The organism is Bradyrhizobium genosp. SA-4 str. CB756, assembly GCF_000473125.1.
Lineage (GTDB): Bacteria > Pseudomonadota > Alphaproteobacteria > Rhizobiales > Xanthobacteraceae > Bradyrhizobium > Bradyrhizobium arachidis.
The window spans coordinates 8,143,906-8,168,358 of record NZ_KI421499.1 but is presented as its reverse complement, the minus strand read 5'-3'; the positions used below and the strand labels follow the sequence as shown (position 1 = coordinate 8,168,358).

Below are 24,453 nucleotides of genomic sequence, written 5' to 3'. Positions count from 1 at the left end.
GTTCCTCTCAACCCTCATGGTGCGGAGGCGCCAACGGCTCCACAGGATGAGGGTTTGGCCCTTATTGCAGGCCCGAACCACCCCAACATTGTTCGCGACCAACGAGATGTGCTTCAATGGCATGGCGTTCAATGGGCTGGCTGGATTTGTCATGAGATCGATGCTTGCGGCAACACTGATGTTGGCGTCTGCCGCGGCTGCGAACGCCCAGATGACGACGCCACAGGTCCCCGGCACCAAGCCGAAGGTCGTCCAGACCGTTCCGATCAAGCCGCCCGCCCTCCAGACGCCGTCGGAAACGGCGGACGGCATGACGCAGGGCGAGCGGCTGTCGCTCCAGTCTGATCTTGCCTGGGTCGGCCAGTATAACGGCGCCATCACTGGCGATGTCAGCACGCGGATGGTCGAGGCCATCAAGGAATACCAGAAGCTCAAGGGCGGCAAGCTGACCGGCGTGCTCAACCCGCAGGAGCGCGCCGCGCTCGCCGACACCGCGCGGCGGAAGCAGGAGAGCGTCGGCTGGAAGATCGTGACGGAGATGACCAGCGGCGCGCGGCTCGGCATTCCCGCAAAGCTGGTGCCGCAGCAGGTGACCGACGCCAACGGCTCGAAATGGACCTCGCCGACCGGAACCGTGCAGGTGCTGCTGAGCCGCCGCAAGGAGGCAAACCCGACGACCGCGAAGCTCGCGGACGCCGAGAAGAAGGAGCCGGCCGGCCGCAAGGTCGACTACACCGTGGTGAAGCCCGACTTCTTCGTGCTGTCGGGGCTCCAGGGCCTGAAGAAGTTTTACGTCCGCGGCACCTTCAAGGGTGACGAGGTCCGCATCATGACGATCCTCTACGACCAGGCCACCGAGAACACTGTCGAGCCCGTCGTGATCGCGATGTCGAGTGCGTTCAATGCATTCCCGTCAGGACCGCAGGCCGGTCCGCCGCCGCGCAAGACCGTCGAATACGGCACTGGCATCGTCGTCAGCGACGACGGCGCGATTATCGCGGATCGCCTCGTCACCGATAGCTGCCTCGCGATCACGATCGGCGGCTATGGCAGCGCCGACCGCCTCGCCGAGGACAAGGAGCACGATCTCGCGCTGCTGCACATCTACGGCGCGCGCGGCCTGAAGCCGCTCAGCCTCGCCGGAGGCGGGATGAAGACGAGTGTCGATATCATTGGCATCGCCGATCCCCAAAGCCAGGGCGGCGCGGCCAACATATCGACCGTCAAGGGCGCGCTGGCGCCGGTCACATCGAGCGATTCCGCATTGTCACCGCCGCCTGCGGTCGGGTTTTCGGGTGGCCCGGCCGTCGACGGCGACGGCAAATTCGCCGGCATTGCGCTGTTGAAGCCGGCAATGGTCGCGGGACCCGCGACGGCGGTGCCGGCGTCGCAGGCGGTGATGGTCTCCGCAGAGACGGTGCGCGATTTCCTGAAAGCGAACGCCGTCACCGCGAACGGCACGTCGACCGACGCAAAAGCCGCCGTCGTGCGCGTGATCTGCGTACGGAAGTAGGCTGGCGCGACAAGCGCAGACCAGCCGCAACTTTTGTGAGTGGCTCCGCCGCAACGAAGTCATGGTAGCCGTGATAGCCTCCCCTTCAGCCGCAATCATAATGCGCCCGGTCGGGAGGATTTCATGAAGACCTATCAGCTCTACATCAACGGCCAATATGTCGACCCAGCCAATGGCGAGTGGTTCGACACGGTTGATCCTTATCAGGGCAAGCCCTGGGCAAAAATTCCCCGCGGATCGGCTGCCGACGCCGACAAGGCCGTGAAGGCGGCCAATGAGGCGATGTGGCGCGGCCCATGGGCGAAAATGACGGCCTCCGCGCGTGGCAAGGTCATGCGCAAGCTTGGCGACCTCGTTGCTGCAAACGCGGAACGTCTTGCCGAGATCGAGGTGCGTGACAACGGCAAGCTGATGGCGGAGATGCTGGGCCAGCTTCGCTACCATCCGGAATGGTGGTGGTACTTTGGCGGACTGGTCGACAAGCTGGAAGGCGGCCTCGTGCCGATCGACAAGGCCGACACCTTCGCCTACACGACGCATGAGCCTGTCGGCGTCGTCGCGGCGCTGACCGCCTGGAACTCACCGCTGCTCTTTGTCGCGTGGAAATGCGCCGCAGCACTCGCCGCCGGCTGCGCCGTCGTCGTCAAGCCGTCGGAATTCACCTCGGCCAGCACGCTGGAATTTGCGGCGCTGACGAAGGAAGCCGGTATTCCCGACGGCATCTTCAACGTCGTCACGGGTTTCGGCCCCGAGATCGGCAGCGAGCTGATCTCGCATCCCGGCGTCGCCAAGATCACCTTTACCGGCTCGGACACGACAGGCGCGCGGGTTTACGAGACCGCCGCACGCAGCCTAAAGCGCGTGTCGCTCGAGCTCGGCGGCAAGTCGCCCAACATCGTGTTCGAGGATGCCGATCTCGCCGCGGCAGCCGCCGGTGCCGTCTCCGGCATTTTTGCCGCGACTGGCCAGACCTGCATCGCCGGATCGCGCCTGCTCGTGCAACGCTCGATCAAGGACAAGTTCGTGGACCGCCTGCTGGAGCTCGCGCGCTCGGCCAAGATCGGCAATCCAATGCAGGCTGACACCAACATCGGCCCCGTCACGACGCCCGCGCAGTACAAGAAGATCCTCGACTATATCGATATCGCCAAGGCCGAAGGGGCGCGCTGCCTGCTCGGCGGCAAGCCGGCTAAGGGCGAAGGCATCATCGGCGGCCAGTTCGTCGAGCCGACGATCTTTACCGATGTCGACAATACGATGCGGATCGCGCGCGAGGAGGTGTTCGGCCCGGTGCTCTCGATCATCGCCTTCGACACCGAGGAAGACGCCATCCGCATCGCCAATGACACGATCTACGGTCTTGCGGCAGGCATCTGGACCCGCGACCTCGCGCGCGCCATCCGCGTGCCAAAGCAGCTGCGCGCCGGAACAGTGTGGGTGAACACCTATCGCGCCATCAGCTACATGATGCCATTCGGCGGCATGAAGCACTCCGGCGTCGGCCGCGAAAGCGGCATCGACGCAGTGCGCGAGTATCAGGAAACCAAGAGCGTCTGGATCTCGACCGCGACGGACGTGCCGGCCAATCCGTTCGTGATGCGGTAGCGAAACGCGATGTCGCGTCTTCACCTCTCCCGCTTGCGGGAGAGGGAGCCGACCTTCCGGGTGTTGGCTAGCCCAGTCTGAACCGGATCCCGCTCTTCGCGAGCCCACCCGAAATCCCGATCGGCGTGCCGTCGGCGCGCCAGCAGGCGGCGCCCGTCATGGTGCCGTCGTCATGGAAGGCGATGCCGTTCATGCCGCCGGCGACGGTTGCGACGGGTTGCACCTCGTGGCCGAGCGCGGCGAGCCCTAGACGCACGCTATCCGGCACGGTCTGCTCGACCTCCAGCGCATTGCCCTCAGTCCAGACCCGCGGCGCCTCGACGGCTTCCTGCAGGCTCATGTCGTGGTCGATCAGGTTGACCAGCGCCTGCATCGCGCTCGGGAAGATGCGCTTCCCGCCGGGCAGGCCGAGCGCATAGCGCAGCTTGCCGTCACGCAAGGCCATCATCGGTGACATCGAGGTGGTCACGCGCTTGCCTGGCGCGACCGACAGCGCATGGCCCGGACGCGGATCAAACAGGTTCATGTAGTTGTTGGCGATGGCGCCCAGGCCCGGGATCATGATCTTGGCACCGAACAGATTGTTGATGGTCTGCGTGGTCGCGACCACGTTGCCGAAGGCATCCGCCGCCGTCATATGCGTGGTATGCGCGCCTTCGAGCTGCGACACGCCGGCGCCCCAGGCCTGCGCCCGTGCCGGATCGATGGCGCGACGGCGCTCCTCGGCATAGGCCTTCGAGGTCAGCTTCTCCACGGGCACGCCGACATAGTCAGGATCGCCGCTGGCCGCGGCGCGGTCGGCGAAGGCGATCTTCAGCACTTCGGCGAGATAGTGGATGGTCTCGGGCGTGCCGAAGCCGAGACCGCCTATGTCGTAACCCTCCAAAATGTTCAGCATCTGCGTGATATGCACGCCGGAGGCCGCTGGCGGCGGCGGGCCAAGGATGGCCCAGCCGCGATAGTCGGCGCGGATCGGCTGCCGCTCGACGGTCTTGTAATTGCTGAGGTCGTTGCGGCGGATGAAGCCGCCGGTCGTCTCCATGTAGTCGACGAGAATGTCGCCGAGCGGCCCTTCGTACAGCGCCTTCTCGCCGTGATCGGCGATATATCGCAAGGTCTCGGCATATTCGGCCTGCACCACCCGCTCGCCGACCTTCAGCGGCTCGCCATCAGGCAGGTAGATCGCCGCGATCGGCTTGTCCTTGCGCATCTCGGCGGCGCTCTCGCTGATGCATTCGTGCAGATAAGGCGTCGCCGCATAGCCGCGCGCGGCATGCTTGATCGCCGGCTGCATGACATCGGCGAGCGGCATGGTGCCGAACCTTTGCAGCGTCTCGCACCAGGCCTTCAGCGAGCCCGGCACTGCGACCGCCTTCGGGCCGTTGAGGTTCTCGTTGCCGACAGTGTCGAAAACGTCGTGCGCCGAGCCCGGTTTGGAGGTGTAGGTGGTGTCGCGCACCGCGGCCGGCACGGTGCTCTGGCCGTCGATGAAGCGGTGGCTGCCGTCGGAGAGACGGATATGCGCCATACCGCCGCCGATGATGCCGACCATCATCGGCTCGACCACGGTCAGGGTGAACAGGGTCGCGATCGCGGCATCGATAGCGTTGCCGCCGGCCGCCAGCATCTCGGCGCCGGCACTGGAGGCCAGCGGGTGGTTGCTCACCACCATGCCGCGGCTCGAAACCGCCGGCATCTTCTGGCATTCAAAGGTAGTTGCCGTCCGGTCGCGCCAATTTCCGCCCATGCCGCCTGCCTTCTTGTTCACGGCGGCCAGCACATCACGCGCACAACGACGGGTCCAGTGATGGTACGGATTGGCTGGCATTCCCGATTCTGCCATCATCGTACCCGTTGATTCGGACATCCGCGGTCCCCTTTGGATCGGGCAGGGCACGTCCTGAGCGAGAAGAGCTCAGCATCGAGAAGCGATGCACGTTCGCGTGTGGCGTTACCCCAAAGACCCAGGCATTCCAAAGGATTGAACTTTCCATGCATACGATCGTACTGGCCACCCAAAAGGGCGGCAGTGGCAAGAGCACGCTCGCCATCGGCCTCGCGCTGGCAGCCAAGCAGGCCGGCTTCACCGTCCGCCTGATCGAGACCGACCCACAGGGCACGCTGTCCAACTGGCTGCGTCGCCGCAACACCGACGATGTCGTCGTCGAGCCGATCTATCACGCCGCCGATTACGAGCCGCGCCTGAAGATGCTGGCCGACAGCGGCCTCCAAGTCGCGATCGTCGACACCGCGGCCGGCCTGTCCGCCGTGACCACCGCCGCGATCCGCCATTCCGACCTCTGCCTGATCCCGTCCCGCCCGACCGTCGCCGACATCGAGGCGACCGTCTCGACGCTGAGCGTCGCGCGCGCCTGGAAGCGGCCCTACAGCTTCGTGCTGAACCAGACCCCGATCCGCGGCCAGCGCATCGACAATGCCGCGGTCGCGCTCGCCGAGGAGGCCGCGCTCGATCTCGCTGAGGTGCTCGCGCGTCCCCTGATCGTGATGCGCAACGACCACCAGGATTCGCTCGCCTCGGGCCTCGCCGTCAGCGAGTTCGCGCCGAACGGCAAGTCGGCGGACGAGATCCGCGGCCTCTGGCGCTGGATCGAGAACCGGCTCGAGCTCGAGGCCACGACCAACGTCCTCATCGACCAGGTCATCTTGGCCGCGAACGGCGTGTTGCACGTCGCCGCCGGGCTTGCGGCAGACGAGACCACGACACTGGCGTCCTGAGCGGGGCGATCGCTCGGGCGACAGGCGGGCTCCTCGCTATCCGGTGAAAGGCCCAAGCGACGAAGCAATTCGGCCACCAGCCCGGCCGGATTGCTTCGCTTCGCGGTTTTTGTCGAAAACAACCCCATGCACAGTAGAACCGCATTCGACCGAATCATCTCGGTGACGGGGCGTAGATATTTGACTGCTCGGGCAAAACCGCCGTTCGGCGAACAACGACTTAGACTGCGTCAAATCTCGCCTGGCTTCGCCACTGGCGTCACGGACCTGCCACTCAGCCAAGCCTCCCGCCGCACGATCCATTTCTCCGACTTCGTCTGCCCGCCGTGATGGGCGAGCTCGATGAAGCCGACAAACTCCGCGCCGGTCTTCTGCTTGACCCGGCGCGAGGCCTCGTTGGTGGCAGCGTTGCAGACGTAGAAATGATCGAGGCCGAGCGTGAGGAATGCAAAATCGTTCACCGCGGTGATGGCCTCCGTCATCAGGCCGCGGCCCCAGTAGGGTTCAGCCAGCCAGAAGCCTCGATTGCCTTTGGCGCCGTCGGCACGGGGACGGAAATGAATGTTGCCGATCGCCTCGCTATCGCGGCCCTTCAGCACCAGCACCCAATGATTGATCTCCTCGCCGGCTGAAATCTTGTCGAGCTGCATCCTGACGAAGGTCTCCGCACCATCAGCCGGATACGGCCAGGGCACGACGGCAGCGAGATGCCGGATGATATTCCAATTGTCGAAATGGCGCTGGATCGCAGGCGCGTCGGATAGCGCCAGCGGACGCAGGATCAAGCGTTCGGTCTCGAGCTGCGGCGTCTGCATGGCCTGCTACTTCTGGCACTTCGGACACCAGAAGGTCGACCGGCCATTCTGGGTGAAACGCTTGACCGTGCCGCCGCAGCCGGGCGTCGTGCATTTCTCGCCCTCGCGGTCATAGACCTTGAAGGAGTGCTGGAAGTAACCGAGTTCGCCCGAGGTCTGGCGGTGATCGCGCAGCGACGATCCGCCGGCCTTGATGGCGTCGTTCAGCACGGTGTGAATCGCGCTGACGAGCCGCTTCGCGTGATCGGTCGGCTCGCCGCCGCCAGCGCCCTTGCGGCCCTTGGTCGCGAGCGTCGCGGCGATCCGGCGCGGCGACAGATGCGAGCGGTGCAGCGCTTCACAGACATAGATGTTGCCGAGACCCGCGACCACGCGCTGGTCGAGCAGCGCCGCCTTGAGGCTCGTGGTCTTGCCTGCGCAGGACCGCGCCAGCATCGCGGCGTCGAATTCGTTGCCGAGCGGCTCGGGGCCGAGCCCGCGCAGCAGCGGCTCATCGTCGAGCGCGTTGCGTGCGATCACTTTCATGTAACCGAAGCGGCGCGGGTCGTTGAAGACGATGTCGGCGCCGGAGGACATCCGAAACAGCACGTGGTCGTGCGTGGAATCCTTGCCCCTGGGATAGTGAAACTCGCCGGGGGCCGCCTCGTTGTCCGGCTTGACGACGCGAAACGAGCCCGACATGCCCAGATGCATCAGCAGCACGTCGCCGGAGGCGAGATCGGCCATGAGATATTTTGCGCGGCGGCCGAGGCCCGTGACGACCTGCCCCTTGAGCCGGGCCACGAAGTCCGGCTGGAACGGAAAGCGCAGATCAGGCCGGCGGGCCTCCGCCTTGAGGATTTTTGCGCCTTCCATGACGGGCTGAAGGCCGCGGCGGACGGTCTCGACTTCGGGCAATTCAGGCATGGTCAGGCATTCACCTTATGAGGGCGGTGTGATAGCGCCATTGCGGCGGGCAGGCTATGGTCCGCCTCGTGGAGTAGAGTAATGGATCGGCCGGGCGAAACCACGCATTTTGGCTTCAGGGACGTTCCCCTGGGGGACAAGCAGACGCTGGTGAACGATGTGTTTCACAGCGTGGCGTCGCGCTATGATTTGATGAACGATTTGATGTCCGGTGGCCTGCACCGGGTCTGGAAGGACATCATGATCAACACCCTCAACCCACCCAAGGGCGACCGGCCGTTCGCGCTGCTCGACGTGGCCGGCGGCACCGGTGACATCTCGTTCCGCGCCGCCAAGGCGGCGGGCCCGGGCTTCCATGCCACTGTCTGCGACATCAATTCCGGGATGCTCGACGTCGGCCGTGAGCGCGCCGCCAAGCAACATCTCGATACCCAGGTCGATTTCGTCGAGGGCAATGCCGAGGCGCTCGCCTTCGCCGACCGCAGCTTCGATGCATATACGATCGCTTTCGGCATTCGCAACGTGCCGCGGATCGACCTTGCGCTGCGCGAGGCCTATCGCGTGCTGAGGCCCGGCAGCCGTTTCCTGTGCCTGGAATTCTCCACCGTCGAGGTGCCCGGGCTCGACCGGATCTACGACCTGTTCTCGTTCAAGGTGATCCCGCCGCTCGGCCGCATGGTCACCGGCGATGCCGAGTCCTATCAATATCTGGTCGAATCGATCCGTAAGTTTCCCAAGCCCAACGCCTTCGCCGACATGATCCGCGACGCCGGCTTCGCCCGCGTCAGCTGGCAGACATTGTCCGGCGGCATCGTCGCTCTGCATTCGGGCTGGCGTTTGTGATCTCTGCCTTTACCCACATTGCGCGCCTGATCCGCGCCGCGTTCGTATTTGCGCGCGAGGGCGTGTTCGGCTCGGTCGATCCCAGCCTGGTGCCGCCGCCCGGCCAGCTTGCGCTGAAGCTTGCGCGCATCGTCGAGCGGCGCGGCGTCAAGCAGGGCCCGCGGATCTCGCGCGCACTGACGCGGATGGGCCCGGCCTATCTCAAGCTCGGCCAGTTCCTGGCGACCCGCCCCGACGTGGTCGGCTTCAACATGGCGCGCGACCTGGAAAGCCTCCAGGACCGCCTGCCGCCGTTTCCGCAGGCGGAGGCGGAAGCTGCCATCGCGACGTCGCTGGAGCGGCCGCTCAAGGACGTGTTTGCCAGCTTCGGCCCGGCGGTCGCAGCCGCCTCGATCGCGCAAGTGCATCGCGGCGAGGTGCTGCGCGATGGCATTTGCAAGCCTGTCGCGGTCAAGGTGCTCAGGCCGCACGTGGCCGCGCGCTTCCGCCGCGACCTCTCCGACTTCTTCTTCGTCGCGCACAAGGCCGAGACCTATTCGGCCGAGGCGCGGCGCCTGCGCCTGATCGAGGTCATCAACACCATGTCGCGCTCGGTCGCGATGGAGATGGACCTGCGGCTCGAGGCTGCCGCGTTGTCCGAGATGGCGGAGAACACGCAGGACGATCCCGATTTCCGCGTGCCGACCGTCGACTGGGACCGCACCACGCACAACGTGCTGACCATGGAGTGGATCGACGGCATCGCGCTGAACGATCACAAGCGCCTGGAAGAGGCGCAGGTCGACCTGCCCGATCTCGGCCGCAAGGTGATCCAGAGCTTCCTGCGCCACGCGCTGCGCGACGGCTTCTTCCATGCCGACATGCATCCGGGCAATCTGTTCCTGGATGAGGCCGGCCGCCTGGTCGCGGTCGATTTCGGCATCATGGGCCGGCTCGGGATGAAGGAGCGGCGCTTCCTCGCCGAGATCCTGCTCGGTTTCATCACCCGCGATTATCGCCGCGTCGCCGAGGTGCATTTCGAGGCGGGCTACGTGCCCGCGCATCACTCGGTCGAGAATTTCGCGCAGGCGATCCGCGCCATCGGCGAGCCCATCCACAACCGCACCGCCGAGGAGATCTCGATGGCGCGGCTCTTGACGCTGCTGCTCGAGGTCACCGGCCTGTTCGACATGACGACGCGGCCCGAATTGATCCTGCTGCAGAAAACCATGGTGGTGGTCGAGGGCGTGGCGCGCGCCTTTGATCCCAAGCTCGACATCTGGAAGATCGCCGACCCCGTGGTGCGCGAATGGATCGAGCGTAACCTCGGTCCGATCGGCCGGGTGCAGGGCGCGCTCGCCGGCGGCGGCGACCTCGCCCGCGTGCTGATGCGCCTGCCCGACATCGCCCAGCGCTCGGTCGCGGTGCTCGAGCAGCTCGAGACCATGACGCGGGAGGGCATCCGGCTGTCGCCGGAGAGCATCGCCGCCATGGGCCGCAGCGAGGGCCGCAAGAACCGTTGGCGCACCGTGGCGCTCTGGATCATCGCCGCGACCTTCATCGGGATCCTGATCGCCGTCCGGAATCTGTGATTGCACTGCAATCACGTGGATGATAGCATCGCTATCATTCCGTGCTGGAGGGGCGTCATGGCAAGCCTGACCATCCGCAAGCTCGATGAGGGCGTCAAAACCTATTTGCGGCTGCGCTCGGCCAAGAACCGCAGATCGGTCGAGGAAGAGGTCCGCATCATCCTGGGCGAGCTGATCCAGGGCCACGAGGAGCCGCTGACGCCGATGGCCGCTCCCCCGGATCATGCGCCGGCTCCTGTCTCCCAGCGCACCGGCGCCGTTCCAGAGGCCAGCGTCACCCTGATCATCGGCGGCGGCATCGCGGCCTATAAATCGCTCGACCTGATCCGCAGGCTGAAGGAACGCCGCGTCGAGGTCCGCTGCGTGCTGACCAAGGCCGCGCAGCAATTCGTCACGCCGCTGGCGGTGAGCGCGCTCTCGCATGAGCGCGTCTATACCGACCTGTTCGATCCCCAGAGCGAGTTCGACGCCGGCCACATTCGTCTGGCGCGCGACTGCGATCTGATCGTGGTGGCGCCCGCGACGGCGGACCTCATCGCGAAGATGGCGAACGGCCATGCCGACGATCTCGCCAGCGCCATCCTGCTCGCGACCAACCGCAAGATTCTGCTGGCGCCGGCGATGAACCCGCTGATGTGGAACAACGCGGCGACGCGGCGCAACGTCGCGCAGGTGCAGCGCGACGGCGTTGTGCTGATCGGACCCAATTCCGGTGAGATGGCGGAAGCGGGCGAAGCCGGTGTCGGCCGCATGTCGGAAGCCATCGAGATCGCCACCGCCGCCGAGCGGCTGCTGCGGCCGCCGGTGCCGCGCCCGCTCGCCGGCAAGCGCGTGCTGATCACCGCGGGTCCGACGCATGAGCCGATCGATCCGGTGCGCTACATCGCCAACCGCTCCTCCGGCAAGCAGGGTTTTGCCATTGCCGCCGCAGCGCAGGCCGCGGGCGCCGAGGTGATCCTGGTCAGCGGCCCCGTCGATCTCGACGATCCCGCCGGTGTCACCGTCAAGCATGTCGAATCCGCCCGGCAGATGCTGGAGCAGGTGCAGGCCGCACTGCCCGCCGACATCGCGATCTTCGCGGCCGCCGTGGCTGACTGGCGCGTCGCCAATGAGGGCGAGCAGAAGCTGAAGAAGACCTCGGCCGGCATGCCGCCACTTCAGCTGGTCGAGAATCCCGACATCCTCGCCACGATCTCGAAACTGACCGACAAGCGCCCGCCGCTGGTGATCGGCTTTGCTGCCGAGACCGAGCATCTGATCGACAATGCCAAGTCGAAGCTCGCCCGCAAGGGCTGCGACTGGATCGTCGCCAACGACGTCTCGCCCGCAACCGGCGTGATGGGCGGCGACCGCAATACGGTCCACCTCATCAGCCGCAAGAATGGTGAGAAGGACGGCGAGATTGCTGTTGATTCCTGGCCGGTGATGACCAAGGAACAGGTCGCCATCGAACTGGTCGCGCATGTCGCAAAGAGCGTGACCGGCAAATCCCTGGAGTCCGCATCTTGAGCACGAAAGTCACGGTCGAACTGCAACGCCTCGCCCATGCCGAGGGCCTGCCGCTGCCGGCCTATCAGACCGCGGAGGCCGCCGGGCTCGATTTGATGGCTGCAGTTCCAGAGAGCGAGCCGCTGACGCTCGCGCCCGGCCAATATGCGCTGGTGCCGACGGGCCTTGCGATCGCATTGCCGCCCGGCTTTGAAGCCCAGGTGCGGCCGCGCTCGGGCCTTGCCGCCAAGCACGGCGTCACGGTGCTGAACTCGCCGGGCACGATCGATGCGGACTATCGCGGCGAGATCAAGGTGATCCTGATCAATCACGGCACCGCGCCGTTCGTGATCAAGCGCGGCGAGCGCATCGCGCAGATGGTGATCGCACCCGTGGTGCAGGCCGCGCTGGTTCCGGTGGCGACATTGTCGGCGACCGATCGCGGCGCCGGCGGTTTTGGCTCGACAGGGCGCTGACGCAGCCCGCGAGCTGGGTGAACCTCCCCCGCAAGCGGGGAAGGCGGCGCAGCTTCATCGGGGCAGGCAATCCGCGTGACGCGCTAACCCACGGCAATCCCAGACGAATCACCCGCAGGATGACGCGAGCCTGGAACCTCACGCCCCGCATTTTTTTGGGGCCGCCTTTGCGTTCACGATCTGGACTCTTACCGCTGGAGTCGCGGTGGGGGTATTGTCGTTTGATTCGCGTGCGGCGGGGGTCGCTGCGCGCAAATCCGTGCGGTCTTGGGGCAACTATGTCAGGCGTGATCGTGTCGATGCGTCGGACGCTGCTGTCGTGCACATCGTTGGCGCGCAACAGCTTGTTGGGAGGCGCTCTCGCAGCGCTGCTGCCGGCTGCGCCGGCCGAGGCCGCCGACCTCATCGACACCCTCTCCACATTGCTGGATTTCAACCGGCAGGAACTCGCAGTGCTCGCCACTGCGCTGGCCCTGCTCGGCTTCTCGGTGATGGCCGCGATCTTGTTGATGCGCACGCGCGTGCGCACGGCGGACAACGAGGCGCGGCTGCTCGCGCGGATCGGCGAACTCCAGCTCCAGGCCGACCGCTACGGCGCGCTGCTGTTCGCCGAACCGCAGATCATGATCTCCTGGCCCGCCGGCGACAACCGCGCCCAGATCACCGGCGACATCTCGATGGTGATGCCGCGCGATTCCTCGCCGCAGCGCGTGCTGGCGTTCGGAACCTGGCTGCCGCCGGAACCTGCGCTGCAGATGGACCATGCGGTCGATGCGCTGCGCGAGCGCGGCGACGGGTTCCAGCTGACGCTGACCACCGCGCATGGCCACACCCTCGAGGCCATCGGCCGCGCCATCGGCGGCCAGGCCATTGTCAGGATTCGCGAACTGTCCGGACTGCGGCGCGATCTGGCCGAGACCCATCTGCGCTACAAGGCGCTCTCGGACGAGACCGAGATGCTGCGCGGCTTCGCCGCCGCCGCGCCCTGGCCGATCTGGGCCAAGGCCGCGAACGGCGCGCTGACCTACGCCAACCCTGCTTATGTCCGTGCGACCGAGGCCGCCAGCATCGCCGATGCCCACGAGCGCAAGCTCGAACTGCTCGACAGCGCCGACCGCACCGCGATGGAGCGGGGACTGAAGGACGCCGCCAGTTTCACCTCGCGGCTGCCGATCGTCGTCAGTGGCGAGCGGCGCATGTACGATGTGCGCGCGGTCAATGTCGGCAGCAACAGTGTCGGGGTCGCGATCGACGCCAGCGAAGCGGATGCGCTGAGCTCGGCGCTGGTGCGGATGGCCGAGGCGCATCGCCGCACGCTCGACCAGCTCTCCTCCGGCGTTGCCGTGTTCGACGGCCATCGGCGCCTTGCCTTCTACAACGATTCCTATCGACGGCTATGGGACCTCGACCGCACCTTCCTCGACGCCAACCCCGACGATTCCAGCGTGCTCGACCAGCTCCGCGCTGCGCGCAAATTGCAGGAGCAGCCGGATTTCCGCGCCTGGAAGGCCAAGCTGCACGAGGCCTATCGCGCGGTCGAGGCGACCCATGACACCTGGTATTTGCCGGACGGTCGCGCGCTCTCCGTCGTCACGACGCCGAATCCGGAAGGCGGCGTCACCTACCTGTTCGACGACGTCACCGAAAGCCTCGACCTCGCCCGCCGCTTCGACGGCCTGATCCGGGTCCAGCGCGAGACGCTCGACAGTCTCGCCGAGGGCGTCGCGGTGTTCGGCAGCAATGGCAAGGCCCAGCTGTTCAACCCGGCCTTTGTCCGGATGTGGAAGCTCTCCAGCGACGCCATGCGCGACGAGCCGCACATCCAGACCGTCGAAGGCTGGTGTCACCAGCTGTTCGACGACGCCGTGGTCTGGCGGCAGATCCGCGAGGCCATCACCTCGATCGAGAACCGCGGCGATGTGCCGCTGAAGCTGGAGCGCAAGGACGGCAGCGTGCTCGACGGCATGATCCGCCCGCTGCATGACGGCGCCACCATGCTGACGTTCCAGGACATCACCGACACCGAGAACGTCGAGCGTGCGCTGCGCGAGCGCAACGAGGCGCTGGAGGCCGCCGACCAGATGAAGGTGGATTTCGTCCACCACGTCTCCTACGAGCTGCGCTCGCCGCTCACCACCATCATCGGCTTCGCGCATTTCCTCAGCGATCCCTCGACCGGGCCGCTGACGCCGAAACAGGCCGAATATCTCGACTACGTCACCAAATCGACCAACGCGCTGCTGGCGCTCACCAACAACATCCTCGATCTCGCCACCATCGATGCCGGCGCGATGAAGCTGGAACTCGGGCCGGTCGACGTCAGCAAGACCATCGAGCTCGCCGCGGAAGGTATCCAGGACCGGCTCGCCACCGACCGCATCCGCCTCAAGGTCGAGATCGCGCCCGATATCGGCAGCTTCGTCGGCGACGAGAAGCGCGTGGTGCAGGTGCTCTATAACCTCCTCGCCAACGCCGTCGGGTTTTCTCCACAGGATTCCACCGTCGGCATCAGTGCGCGGCGCACCGAGCGCAGCGTGGTCTTCACCGTGACAGATTCCGGGCCCGGAATACCCGCCGACATGAAGGACAAGGTGTTCAACTGGTTCGAAAGCCGCTCGCAGGGCTCGCGTCACCGCGGCGCCGGACTCGGCCTGTCGCTGGTGCGCTCCTTCGTCGAGCTGCATGGCGGCAAGGTGCGGGTGGATTCGATCGTCGGCCGGGGCACGGTCGTGATCTGCGATTTCCCGACCGACCAGGCGGCGCATCGCGACGCCGCCGAATGATCGCGCCAACCACATTCTCCGTCGCGCTTCAGAACGAGACGGCCACCGCGCAACTGATGGCCGATCTAGCGCTGCTGGTCGGCCCGGGCGACGTCATCACGCTCACCGGTGACCTCGGTGCCGGCAAGACCGCAGCCGCCCGCAGCCTGATCCGTTATCTCGCCGGCGACGACGAGCTGGAAGTGCCGAGCCCGACCTTCACGCTGGTGCAGGGCTACGAGCTGCCGCCCTTCCCAGTGATGCATGCCGATCTCTACCGCGTCGAGGACGAGAGCGAGCTCGAGGAGATCGGCCTGTCGCCGCTCCCCGATGCGACGCTGGTGCTGATCGAATGGCCGGAGCGTGCGCCATCGGCGATGCCGGAAGACCGCATCGACATCGCACTGACGCATCGGCCGGCGCTCGGCCCGAATGCGCGCGCGGCCGACATCACCGGCTATGGCAAGGCTGCCGCCACTGTTGCGCGGCTGCAGACGCTGCGGGAATTCCTCGATGCGTCAGGTTACATCGACGCAGGCCGCAAGCGCATGGCGGGTGACGCCTCCACCCGCTCCTATGCGCGGCTGCTGCGCGATGACGAGATCGTCATCCTCATGAATTCTCCGCAGCGGCCCGACGGCGCGGCACTCTACAATGGAAAGTCCTACAGCGCCGCGGTGCATCTCGCCGAGAACGTCAGGCCGTTCGTCGCGATCGACGAAGCCCTGCGCGCGCAAGGAATTTCGGCGCCGGCGATCCATCATGCCGATCTCGACCATGGCTTCCTGATCACCGAGGATTTCGGCAGCGAAGGCGTGATCGAAGGCGATCCGCCGCGACCGATCGCCGAACGCTACGAGGCCGCGACCGACGCGCTCGCCATGCTGCACGGCAAGACGCTGCCGGAGACATTGCCGCTGGCGGATCAGACCTATGCCATTCCCGTCTTCGACGCCGAGGCGCTGCTGATCGAGATCGGCTTGATGCCGGAATGGTATCTGCCCGACCGCAACGCGCCGCTGAGCGCGGAGACGCGCGACGAATTTTTCGCGATGTGGCGCGAGCTTTTGAAGAAGCCGATGGCTGCGCCGAGAACCTGGATCATCCGCGACTATCATTCGCCCAATCTGATCTGGCTCGCGGACCGCACCGGCATCGAACGCGTCGGTGTGATCGATTTCCAGGATACCGTGCTCGGACCGCAATCCTATGACGTGGTCTCGCTGCTGCAGGATGCCCGCATCGACGTGCCCGAGAATATCGAGCTCACGCTGCTGTCGCGCTACATCAAGGCGCGCCGCGCCGAGGATGCAGGCTTCGACGCGGCAGGCTTTGCCGAGCTCTACGCCATCATGTCGGCGCAGCGGAACACGCGCCTGCTCGGCACCTTCGCCCGGCTCAACCGCCGCGACGGTAAGCCGCATTATCTGCGCCATCAGCCGCGGATCTGGACCTATCTCCAGCGCTCCCTCGCGCATCCGGCGCTCAGCTCCTTGCGCGACTGGTATCTCGCCAACGTGCCGCCGCCGGTAGCCCAGACTGGAACCTGATTTACCGCCTGTTAGCCATCGCATCGGTATCATCGCCCGCAGTCAGCCGGAGAATTACGGGGCTGGAGCAAGGGCAGATGGCGGTGAAGACGGACCAGCGCGGCAACAGCCGGGTTGTTTTCGAACGCGGGATTCCGGCCCAGATGATGGGGATCGACGGGACCTGGCGACGCGACTGCACCATGGAGGACGTCTCCGAGAGCGGCGCCAAGCTGACCATCGACGGCTCGGTTGAAGGACTCCACCTGAAAGAATTTTTCCTGCTGCTGTCGTCAACCGGACTCGCGTACCGGCGCTGCGAGCTGGCCTGGGTCAATGGCGACCAGATCGGCGTCAATTTCCTGAAGCTTGGCGACAAGAAGAAAAAGGCGCGTTCCACATCTGTTGGGGCGTGAGGGCAACACTCGTCGTACAACCGTCACGGCGGCTGGTTAAGGCGGATGAGATGCGGTGCGGCCGGTTGCGGTCCGTGCTAGGATTGCTGCGAACGCGAAATCGACAGGTCAGAGAAAGAAGATCCGAGAAAGCAATTGATGTCCGTCAAACCGACCAAAGCCATGGTGCTCGCCGCAGGGTTCGGCCTGCGCATGCGTCCGTTGACGGATAAGATGCCAAAGCCCCTGGTGCGGGTGGCGGGCCAGCCGCTGCTCGACCATGTGCTCGACAAGCTCGGTCAGGCCGGCGTCACCGATGCCGTGGTCAACGTGCACTATCTGCCGGACCAGATCATCGACCACACCGCATCCCGCAAACATCCGCGCGTGACCATCTCGGACGAGCGCGACCAGGTGCTCGGCACCGGCGGCGGCGTGGTCAAGGCGCTGCCGCTGCTCGGCGATGCGCCGTTCTTCCACGTCAACTCCGACACGCTGTGGATCGACGGCGTGCGCTCCAACCTGGCGCGGCTTGCTGAAAACTTCGATCCCGCGCGGATGGATATCCTGCTGCTGATGGCGCCGACCGCGACCAGCATCGGCTATAGCGGCCGCGGCGATTACGGCATGACGCCCGACGGTGCCCTGCGCAAGCGCAAGGAAAAAGAGATCGTTCCGTTCGTCTACGCCGGCGCTGCGATCCTGTCGCCGGCGATCTTCGCCGATGCGCCGCAGGGCGAGTTCTCCCTGACCAAGATGTTCGACCGTGCCAATGAGCAGGAGCGCCTGTTCGGCCTGCGCCTCGATGGCGTCTGGATGCATGTCGGCACGCCGGATGCGGTGCATGCCGCGGAAGAGGCGTTTTTGGAGAGCGTGGCGTAAGGGCCCCCTCGCACACAGTGCCGTAGGGTGGGCAAAGCGAAGCGTGCCCACCATTCAACCTGAGAAACTCGATGAGAGACACGTGGGCACGGCGCTGTCGCGCCTTTGCCCACCCTACGGCACCTGTCCTGGTCGAACAGCGGGGACGACTCGCTCCCAGCCCATGACCGTTCGCGCCCGCCTCCCTATATTGCCGTGATCTCCGAATCAGGCAGCCCATGCGCGTCGTCAGCGTTCCCCTCTCAGTTCCATTCCTGCGCACGGTCGTCTCGAGCCTGCTCGACGGCCGGCTGGTCGATGGATTCGAGGCGCGCAAGGAACCGGCGCGGCTGGCCGACGCGACGCTGTATTTGCCGACACGGCGCGCCATGCGCGTCGTCCGCGAGATCTTCCTCGACGAGATGAAGGCCGATGCCGTGGTGCTGCCGCGCATCGTCGCGCTCGGTGACATCGACGAGGACGAGCTCGCTTTCGCCGACGAAGGCGAGCAGTTTTCGGGCCTGGCGCCGCTCGACATTCCGCCGCGGCTCGGCGAGCTGGAACGGCGGCTGACACTGGCGCAGCTCGTCGCGGCGTGGGCCAAGGGCCCGGTGCTGTCGCCGCTGGTTGTCGGCGGGCCCGCCTCGACGCTGGCGCTGGCCGGCGATCTCGCGCGGCTGATCGACGATATGGTCACGCGCGGAATCGACTGGAGCGCGCTCGACGGGCTCGTGCCTGACATGCTCGACCGCTACTGGCAGCATTCGCTCGAATTTTTGCGCATCGCCCGCATCGCCTGGCCTGGGCATCTGGCCGAGATCAACCGCATCGAGCCCGCGGCGCGGCGCGACCTCTTGATCGCTGCCGAAGCAAGGCGCCTGACCGCACATCCTCATGGCCCCGTCATTGCGGCCGGTTCGACCGGCTCGATGCCCGCCACCGCAAAATTCCTGCATGCGGTCGCTTCGCTGCCGCATGGCGCGGTCGTGCTGCCGGGCCTCGACACCGATCTCGACGACGATGCCTGGCGCACCATCGGCGGCGTGCGCGATTCGCTCGGCAAGTTCGCCGAGCATCCGGCCTCGAACCATCCACAATATGCCATGCACGCGCTGCTGGATCGCTTCGGCATCAAGCGCAGCGACGTCGAGATCCTGCAGCCGCCGGCGGACGGCGGCCGCGATCTGCTCGCCTCCGAATCGATGCGGCCGTCGGCCAAGACCGAAGTCTGGCACGATCGGCTGAAGCAGCCGGATGTCGCCGCGAAGATCGCCGGCGGCATGAAAAACCTCGCGGTGGTCGAAGCCCCCAATCCCGAGATGGAAGCGCTCGCGATCGCCATTGCGATGCGCGAGGCGCGGCATCTCGATAAGTCCGCAGCGCTGGTGACGCCGGATCGCGCGCTGGCGCGGCGGGTCATGGCGGCACTGACGCGATGGAATCTCGATTTCGACGATTCCGGCGGCGACGTGCTGATGGAAACCTCCGCCGGCGTCTTTGCACGCCTGGTGGCGGAAGCCGCGACCAAGGGACTGGAACCGCCGACGCTGCTGGCGATGCTGAAACATCCGCTGTGCCGGCTCGGCCGCGCGCCCAGCGCGTGGAAGATGGCGATCGAGAGCCTTGAGCTCGCGGTGCTGCGCGGCACGCGCCCGCCTGCGGGCACGGGCGGCCTCTTGCGCGAGTTCAATCGCTTTCGCGACGAGCTGACAAAGCTGTGGCGTAGCGAGCTCTCCGCACTCCACAAGGCCGAGCCGCGCGCACGTCTCAAGGCCGAAGACCTCGATCGTATCCAGACGCTGATCGACACCTTGCAGAAGGCCTTGGCGCCGATCGAGAGCCTCGCATCGTCAAAGCCATTCGACTTTGCCGAGCTCGCGCACCGGCATCGCGAGATCATGATCGAGCTGTCGCGCGACGAGCAGGGCATTCCGCTCGCCTTCGAGGAGCGCGAAGGCCTCGCACTCGCTTCCGCCTTCGACGATCTGCTGCGCGGCGGCACCACCAGCGGACTGATGGTGACGCTGCCTGATTATGCCGACGTGTTCCAGACCGCGTTCAGCGATCGCGCGGTGCGGCGGCGCGACAAGCCGGGCGCGCGCTTGCAGATCTACGGCCCGCTGGAATCGCGTCTGATGCAGGCCGACCGCATCATCGTCGGCGGGCTGATCGAAGGCGTCTGGCCGCCCGCGCCGCGGATCGATCCCTGGCTGAGCCGGCCGATGCGGCATGAGCTGGGCCTCGATCTGCCGGAACGCCGCATCGGCCTCTCCGCGCACGACTTCGCGCAACTGCTCGGCGGCGACGAGGTGATCCTCACCCATTCCGCCAAGGCGGGCGGCGCGCCGGCGGTAGCCTCGCGCTTCCTGCATCGGCTCGAAGCAGTCGCGGGTGACGAGCTCTGGAAGGCCGCCATCCGCGCCGGCGAGAAGTACGTGCAGTTCGCGGGCGCGCTCGACCAGCCCGCCGAGGTCAGGCCGATCAAGCAGCCCGAGCCGCGGCCACCGCGCGCGACGCGGCCGCTGAGCATGTCGGTGACCGCGATCGAAGACTGGCTGCGCGACCCCTACACGATCTACGCAAAATACATCCTGCGGCTCGATGCGCTCGATCCCGTCGACATGCCGCTCTCGGCCGCCGACCGCGGCTCGGCAATCCATGATGCGATTGGCGAGTTCACGGAGCAATATACGACGCGCCTGCCCGACGAACCCGCCCGCGTGTTGCGCGCGATCGGCGAGAAGCATTTTGCGCCGCTGATGGAACGGCCCGAGGCGCGGGCGCTGTGGTGGCCGCGTTTCCAGCGCATCGCGCGCTGGTTCGGCGAATGGGAGACCGCGCGGCGCGATGCGATCGGCTCAATCACGGCGGAGACGCGCGGCGAGATCTCGATCACGCTCGACAACAACCGCAGCTTCCGCCTCTCCGCCCGCGCCGACCGCATCGAGCGGCGCCAGGGCGGCGGCTATGCCATCCTCGACTACAAGACCGGCCAGCCGCCGACCGGCAAGCAGGTCCGCATGGGCCTGTCGCCGCAGCTCACGCTGGAGGCCGCGATCCTGCGCGAGGGCGGTTTCCCCGAGATCGACGCCGGTTCGTCCGTGAGCCAGCTCGTCTATGTGCGCCTCAGCGGCAACAATCCGCCCGGGGAGGAGCGCATCCTCGAGCTCAAATACAAGCCGGGCGACGAGCCGCAGCCGCCGGACACCGCAGCTGCGGAAGCGCGGGCCAAGCTGGAGGCGCTGATCCGCGCGTTCGAGGACGAGAACCAGCCCTACACCTCGCTGAACCTGCCGATGTGGACCAACCGCTACGGCGCCTATGACGATCTCGCCCGGATCAAGGAATGGTCCGCGGCCGGCGGCCTGGGGATCGAGGAATGGTAAAGCTGCCTCGCCCGATTCCCGACGAGGTGCGCGCGCGTCAGGCGCGTGCGTCGGATCCCACTGCGTCGGCCTTCGTGTCGGCCAATGCCGGCTCGGGCAAGACGCATGTGCTGGTGCAGCGCGTGATCCGTCTGTTGCTGTCGGGCGTGCCACCGGAAAAGATCCTCTGCATCACCTTCACCAAGGCCGCCGCCGCCAACATGGCCGAGCGCGTGTTCACCACGCTTGGTCATTGGGTGACGCTCGACGATACCGGCCTCGATGCCGCGATCCGCGCCGTCGGCATCCCCCACCCCGATCGCAAATTGCGGCGCGACGCGCGAAAACTGTTTGCCTGCGCGCTGGAGACGCCGGGCGGACTGAAGGTGCAGACCATCCACGCGCTGTGCACCCGCCTGCTGCAGCAGTTTCCATTCGAGGCCAACGTGCCGGCACGCTTCGCCGTGATCGACGAGCGCGACCAGACCGACATGATGGAGCGCGCCAACCTGAAGGTGCTGCTGGAGGCCGCACGCGACCCGGAGACTGTCACCGGCCGCGCGCTGCTGACGGCGATGGCGAGCGCCGCCGACGTCACCTTCAAGGAGGTCGTTCGCGAGGCGTGCCTGAGCCGCGACCATTTCATGGCCTGGACCGACGAGGCCGGCAACGCTGAAGCCGCTTCCGCGCAGATGGCGGCGGTTCTGGGCGTCGATGCCAGCGACCGCATCGAGGACGTCGAGACGGAGATTCTCGACGGCCCGTTCCTGCCGCGCTCGCGCTGGGACGACATCGCCTTTGCGCTGGAGGATGGCAGCAAGTCCGACAACGACCAGGCCAGCCGCCTCCGCGAGGCAAAAGTGTTCTCCGGCGCGGCGCAGGTCGATGCCTATCTCTGCGTCTTCCTCACCGACGAGAAGCTGTCGCGCAAGGCGGTGCTGACCAAGAAGTTCGGTGAGCACAATCCGTCCGTCGCGCGCCTGTTCGAGAACGAGGCGCAACGCCTCGCTGGACTGATCGAGAAGCGCCGCGCGGTGACCATGCGCGACCGCACCGCGGCGCTCCTGCATATCGCGACTGCCGCCGCGGCAAACTACCGCCGCGAGAAGCAGGAACGCGGCCTGCTCGACTACGACGACCTCATCGACAAGACGCTGGCGATGCTGAACCGCGTCTCCTCGGGCTGGGTGCACTACAAGCTCGACCGCGGCGTCGATCATGTCCTGATCGACGAGGCCCAGGACACCAGCCCGCGGCAATGGGACATCGTCGCGCACATCATCTCGGAGTTCACGGCCGGCGAAGGCGCGCGCGAGGGACTGAACCGCACGGTCTTCGCCGTCGGCGACGAGAAGCAGTCGATCTTCTCGTTCCAGGGGGCTGACCCACACGAATTCGATACGCGCAAGCGGGAGCTAGGCCGCAGATTCACCGCTGCAGGGCTGAAGTTCGATCCAGTCGCCTTCACCTATTCGTTCCGCTCGGGCGCCGCGATCCTGCACTCGGTCGATCACGTCTTCCGCGAGCCCCAGATCTACAAGAGCATCCATTCGGTCGACATTGGCCAGCCTCTGCACAATTCGCTCGCCGACGCCGGACCCAGCGTGATCGAGCTGTGGGACCTTGCGGAGGCCGACGACCGGCAGGAGATCGAGGGCTGGCGCGCGCCGTTCGATGGCGTTGCCGCCACTAGCCCCGAAGTCAAGCTCGCGCGCCGCATCCAGACCGAGATCAAGCGGCTGGTCGAGAGCGGCACGCTGACCGGGCACGCAGGCGAGCGCCGTCCCTTGCGTTACGGCGACATGCTGATCCTGGTGCGCCGGCGCGGCAATGCGTTCGATGCGGTGATCCAGGCGCTGAAGCACGCTGGTGTCCCGGTCGCCGGCGCCGACCGGCTCAAGCTCACCGAGCACATCGGCATCATCGACCTGATGAATCTTGCGGACGCGCTGCTGCTGCCGCAGGACGATCTCGCGCTCGCGGTCGCGCTGAAGAGTCCGCTGTTCGGGCTCGACGACGACGATTTGTTTCAGCTCGCCCATGGCCGCAAGGGACCGCTGCGCCGCGCGCTCGGCGAGCATGCGGCTGGAAGCGAGAAGTTCACGACGGTGCAGCGGCGCCTGGAAGCCTGCGAAATCCGTGCCCGCGAGGAGACGCCGTTCGCGTTCTACGCCTGGCTGCTCGGCGGCGACGGCGGGCGCGCGCGCATCCTGCGCCGGCTCGGCCATGAGGCCAACGACGCGCTCGACGAATTCCTGGAGCTGGCGCTGAACTATGAGCGCAAGGCGCCGGCTTCGCTGCAGGGTTTTATGGCCTGGCTGCGCTCGGCCGACACCGAGGTGAAGCGCGACATGGAGATTTCGCGGGACGAGGTGCGGGTGATGACCGTGCACGGCGCCAAGGGCCTCGAGGCCTCGGTCGTGTTCATGGTCGACACCACGTCGTCGCCCGCGGACTCGCAGCGGGTCCGGCTGATCCACGTGCCGCGCGGCAATGGCGGCGAGGTGGTGGTCTGGGCTGGGCGCAAGGCAGACGATCCCAAGCCCGTCGCAGACGCGCGCAAGGCGATGCTGGAAGAAACCGAGGACGAATATCGCCGCCTGCTCTATGTCGCGATGACGCGCGCGGCCGACCGGCTGATCGTCGGCGGATGCATGCCCGGCAACATGCGGACGGTGCGGAAGCTGAGCTGGTACGACCTGATCGACACCGGGCTCACCGGCTCGGGTCTTGCCAAGGAGACAGTCGAGACGCCGCTCGGCAAGGTGACCCGATTCGCGCGGCCCGAGGATGTCGCTGCGCTCGGCACGCCGGCGACGGCCGTGGACCAGTCCATCGCATTGCCGGATTGGCTGCGGACACCGGCGCCCGGCGAAACCGCCGACGACGATCCCGTGCGCCCCTCCGGCCAGTCGGCCGAGGAAGGCCGCTCGGTGCGATCAGGCGAATCGGTCCAGTCCCGCGCGCTGGCATTGCAGCGCGGCACGCTGGTGCATCGACTGCTGCAATCCCTGCCCGACATTGCCACCGAGCGCCGGCGCGAGGCCGCGCTCGGCTTCATGGCGCGCAACGCCTCGGACTGGACGGAGGGCGATCGCATCGCGCTCGCCGACAAGGTGCTCGCCTTGATCGCCGAGCCGCGCTTCGCCCCAGTCTTCGCCGCCGGCAGCCGGGCGGAGGTTGCCATCGTCGGCAAGCTCGAACGGCCGGGCCGGCCGCCGGCGCTGGTGTCGGGCCAGATCGACAGGCTGGTCGTGCGTCCGGATGAGGTTCTGATCGTCGATTTCAAGACCAACCAGGCCGCGCCCAAGAGCGCGGCTGAGGCGCCGGCGGCCTATGTCCGGCAGCTTGCCCTTTACCGGGCGGTGCTGGCCCGGCTTTATCCCCAAAAGCCCATCCGGGCCGTCCTGCTCTGGACCGAGGCCCTTGAATATATGGAGATTTCGGCCCCCGCGCTGGACGCGGCGCTGGCATCCCTTCATCTCGGTGTGAGCGTCCTTGACCCGGCAAGGGGCCGTTCATAGGTTGACGCCATGATCCCGGGCGCGATTCCCATCCGCGCCGATTCTTTCAACCGAGTGAGGTACT

Annotated in this window: 16 protein-coding genes; 13 read left to right on the top strand and 3 right to left on the bottom strand. The window is 66.4% G+C overall.

What is annotated here, in order from left to right; all coding sequences use genetic code 11:
- Positions 1-151: 151 nt before the first annotated feature.
- Positions 152-1,513, top strand: coding sequence for a serine protease (locus BRAGE_RS0139515; RefSeq protein ID WP_027563899.1), 1,362 nt, complete (start codon positions 152-154; stop codon positions 1,511-1,513).
- A gap of 123 nt (positions 1,514-1,636) precedes the next feature.
- A complete protein-coding gene (locus BRAGE_RS0139510; RefSeq protein ID WP_027563898.1) occupies positions 1,637-3,118 on the top strand; it encodes an aldehyde dehydrogenase in 1,482 nt (493 codons plus the stop codon).
- A gap of 67 nt (positions 3,119-3,185) precedes the next feature.
- Here the strand turns inward: BRAGE_RS0139510 and ggt are convergent, their stop codons facing one another.
- Positions 3,186-4,865 (bottom strand): gamma-glutamyltransferase, encoded by a 1,680-nt coding sequence (ggt, locus tag BRAGE_RS0139505; RefSeq protein ID WP_027563897.1) that lies wholly within the window; start codon positions 4,863-4,865, stop codon positions 3,186-3,188.
- A 245-nt stretch (positions 4,866-5,110) separates the two neighbouring features.
- Between ggt and BRAGE_RS0139500 the strand changes: the two genes are divergently transcribed.
- Positions 5,111-5,854 (top strand): ParA family protein, encoded by a 744-nt coding sequence (locus tag BRAGE_RS0139500; RefSeq protein ID WP_027563896.1) that lies wholly within the window; start codon positions 5,111-5,113, stop codon positions 5,852-5,854.
- Between the two features lie 230 nt (positions 5,855-6,084).
- Here BRAGE_RS0139500 and BRAGE_RS0139495 read toward each other — a convergent pair whose 3' ends face one another.
- Positions 6,085-6,669 (bottom strand): GNAT family N-acetyltransferase, encoded by a 585-nt coding sequence (locus BRAGE_RS0139495; protein WP_027563895.1) that lies wholly within the window; start codon positions 6,667-6,669, stop codon positions 6,085-6,087.
- Positions 6,670-6,675: 6 nt separating this feature from the next.
- Complete coding sequence (gene mutM, locus BRAGE_RS0139490) at positions 6,676-7,575, bottom strand: bifunctional DNA-formamidopyrimidine glycosylase/DNA-(apurinic or apyrimidinic site) lyase (protein ID WP_027563894.1); 900 nt, start codon at positions 7,573-7,575, stop codon at positions 6,676-6,678.
- An 81-nt stretch (positions 7,576-7,656) separates the two neighbouring features.
- On the opposite strand from mutM, the gene ubiE reads away from it, so the two are divergent.
- The 10 genes from ubiE to addA all read left to right on the top strand — a co-directional run bounded on the left by ubiE (position 7,657) and on the right by addA (position 24,389).
- Complete coding sequence (gene ubiE / locus BRAGE_RS0139485; RefSeq protein ID WP_027563893.1) at positions 7,657-8,418, top strand: bifunctional demethylmenaquinone methyltransferase/2-methoxy-6-polyprenyl-1,4-benzoquinol methylase UbiE; 762 nt, start codon at positions 7,657-7,659, stop codon at positions 8,416-8,418.
- A complete protein-coding gene (gene ubiB / locus BRAGE_RS0139480) occupies positions 8,415-9,989 on the top strand; it encodes a 2-polyprenylphenol 6-hydroxylase (RefSeq protein WP_027563892.1) in 1,575 nt (524 codons plus the stop codon). The genes ubiE and ubiB overlap by 4 nt, the downstream gene beginning before the upstream one ends.
- 57 nt (positions 9,990-10,046) lie before the next feature.
- Positions 10,047-11,498: a bifunctional phosphopantothenoylcysteine decarboxylase/phosphopantothenate--cysteine ligase CoaBC gene (gene coaBC / locus BRAGE_RS0139475; RefSeq protein WP_027563891.1), complete on the top strand. Its 1,452-nt coding sequence runs from the start codon at positions 10,047-10,049 to the stop codon at positions 11,496-11,498.
- A complete protein-coding gene (gene dut, locus BRAGE_RS0139470) occupies positions 11,495-11,953 on the top strand; it encodes a dUTP diphosphatase (protein WP_027563890.1) in 459 nt (152 codons plus the stop codon). The genes coaBC and dut overlap by 4 nt, the downstream gene beginning before the upstream one ends.
- A gap of 278 nt (positions 11,954-12,231) precedes the next feature.
- Positions 12,232-14,736: a sensor histidine kinase gene (locus BRAGE_RS0139465; protein ID WP_027563889.1), complete on the top strand. Its 2,505-nt coding sequence runs from the start codon at positions 12,232-12,234 to the stop codon at positions 14,734-14,736.
- Positions 14,733-16,265 (top strand): tRNA (adenosine(37)-N6)-threonylcarbamoyltransferase complex ATPase subunit type 1 TsaE, encoded by a 1,533-nt coding sequence (gene tsaE, locus BRAGE_RS0139460; protein ID WP_027563888.1) that lies wholly within the window; start codon positions 14,733-14,735, stop codon positions 16,263-16,265. Before BRAGE_RS0139465 ends, tsaE begins: the two co-directional genes overlap by 4 nt.
- 77 nt (positions 16,266-16,342) lie before the next feature.
- Positions 16,343-16,660 carry a PilZ domain-containing protein gene (locus BRAGE_RS0139455; protein ID WP_027563887.1) on the top strand — a complete coding sequence of 106 codons (318 nt, stop codon included), beginning with the start codon at positions 16,343-16,345 and terminating at the stop codon, positions 16,658-16,660.
- A 138-nt stretch (positions 16,661-16,798) separates the two neighbouring features.
- Entirely contained in the window at positions 16,799-17,521 is a 723-nt protein-coding gene (locus BRAGE_RS0139450; RefSeq protein ID WP_027563886.1) for a nucleotidyltransferase family protein, read from the top strand.
- 218 nt (positions 17,522-17,739) lie between these two features.
- Positions 17,740-20,886 (top strand): double-strand break repair protein AddB, encoded by a 3,147-nt coding sequence (addB, locus tag BRAGE_RS0139445; protein ID WP_027563885.1) that lies wholly within the window; start codon positions 17,740-17,742, stop codon positions 20,884-20,886.
- Complete coding sequence (addA, locus tag BRAGE_RS0139440) at positions 20,880-24,389, top strand: double-strand break repair helicase AddA (RefSeq protein WP_027563884.1); 3,510 nt, start codon at positions 20,880-20,882, stop codon at positions 24,387-24,389. The genes addB and addA overlap by 7 nt, the downstream gene beginning before the upstream one ends.
- The last annotated feature ends 64 nt before the right edge of the window (positions 24,390-24,453 follow it).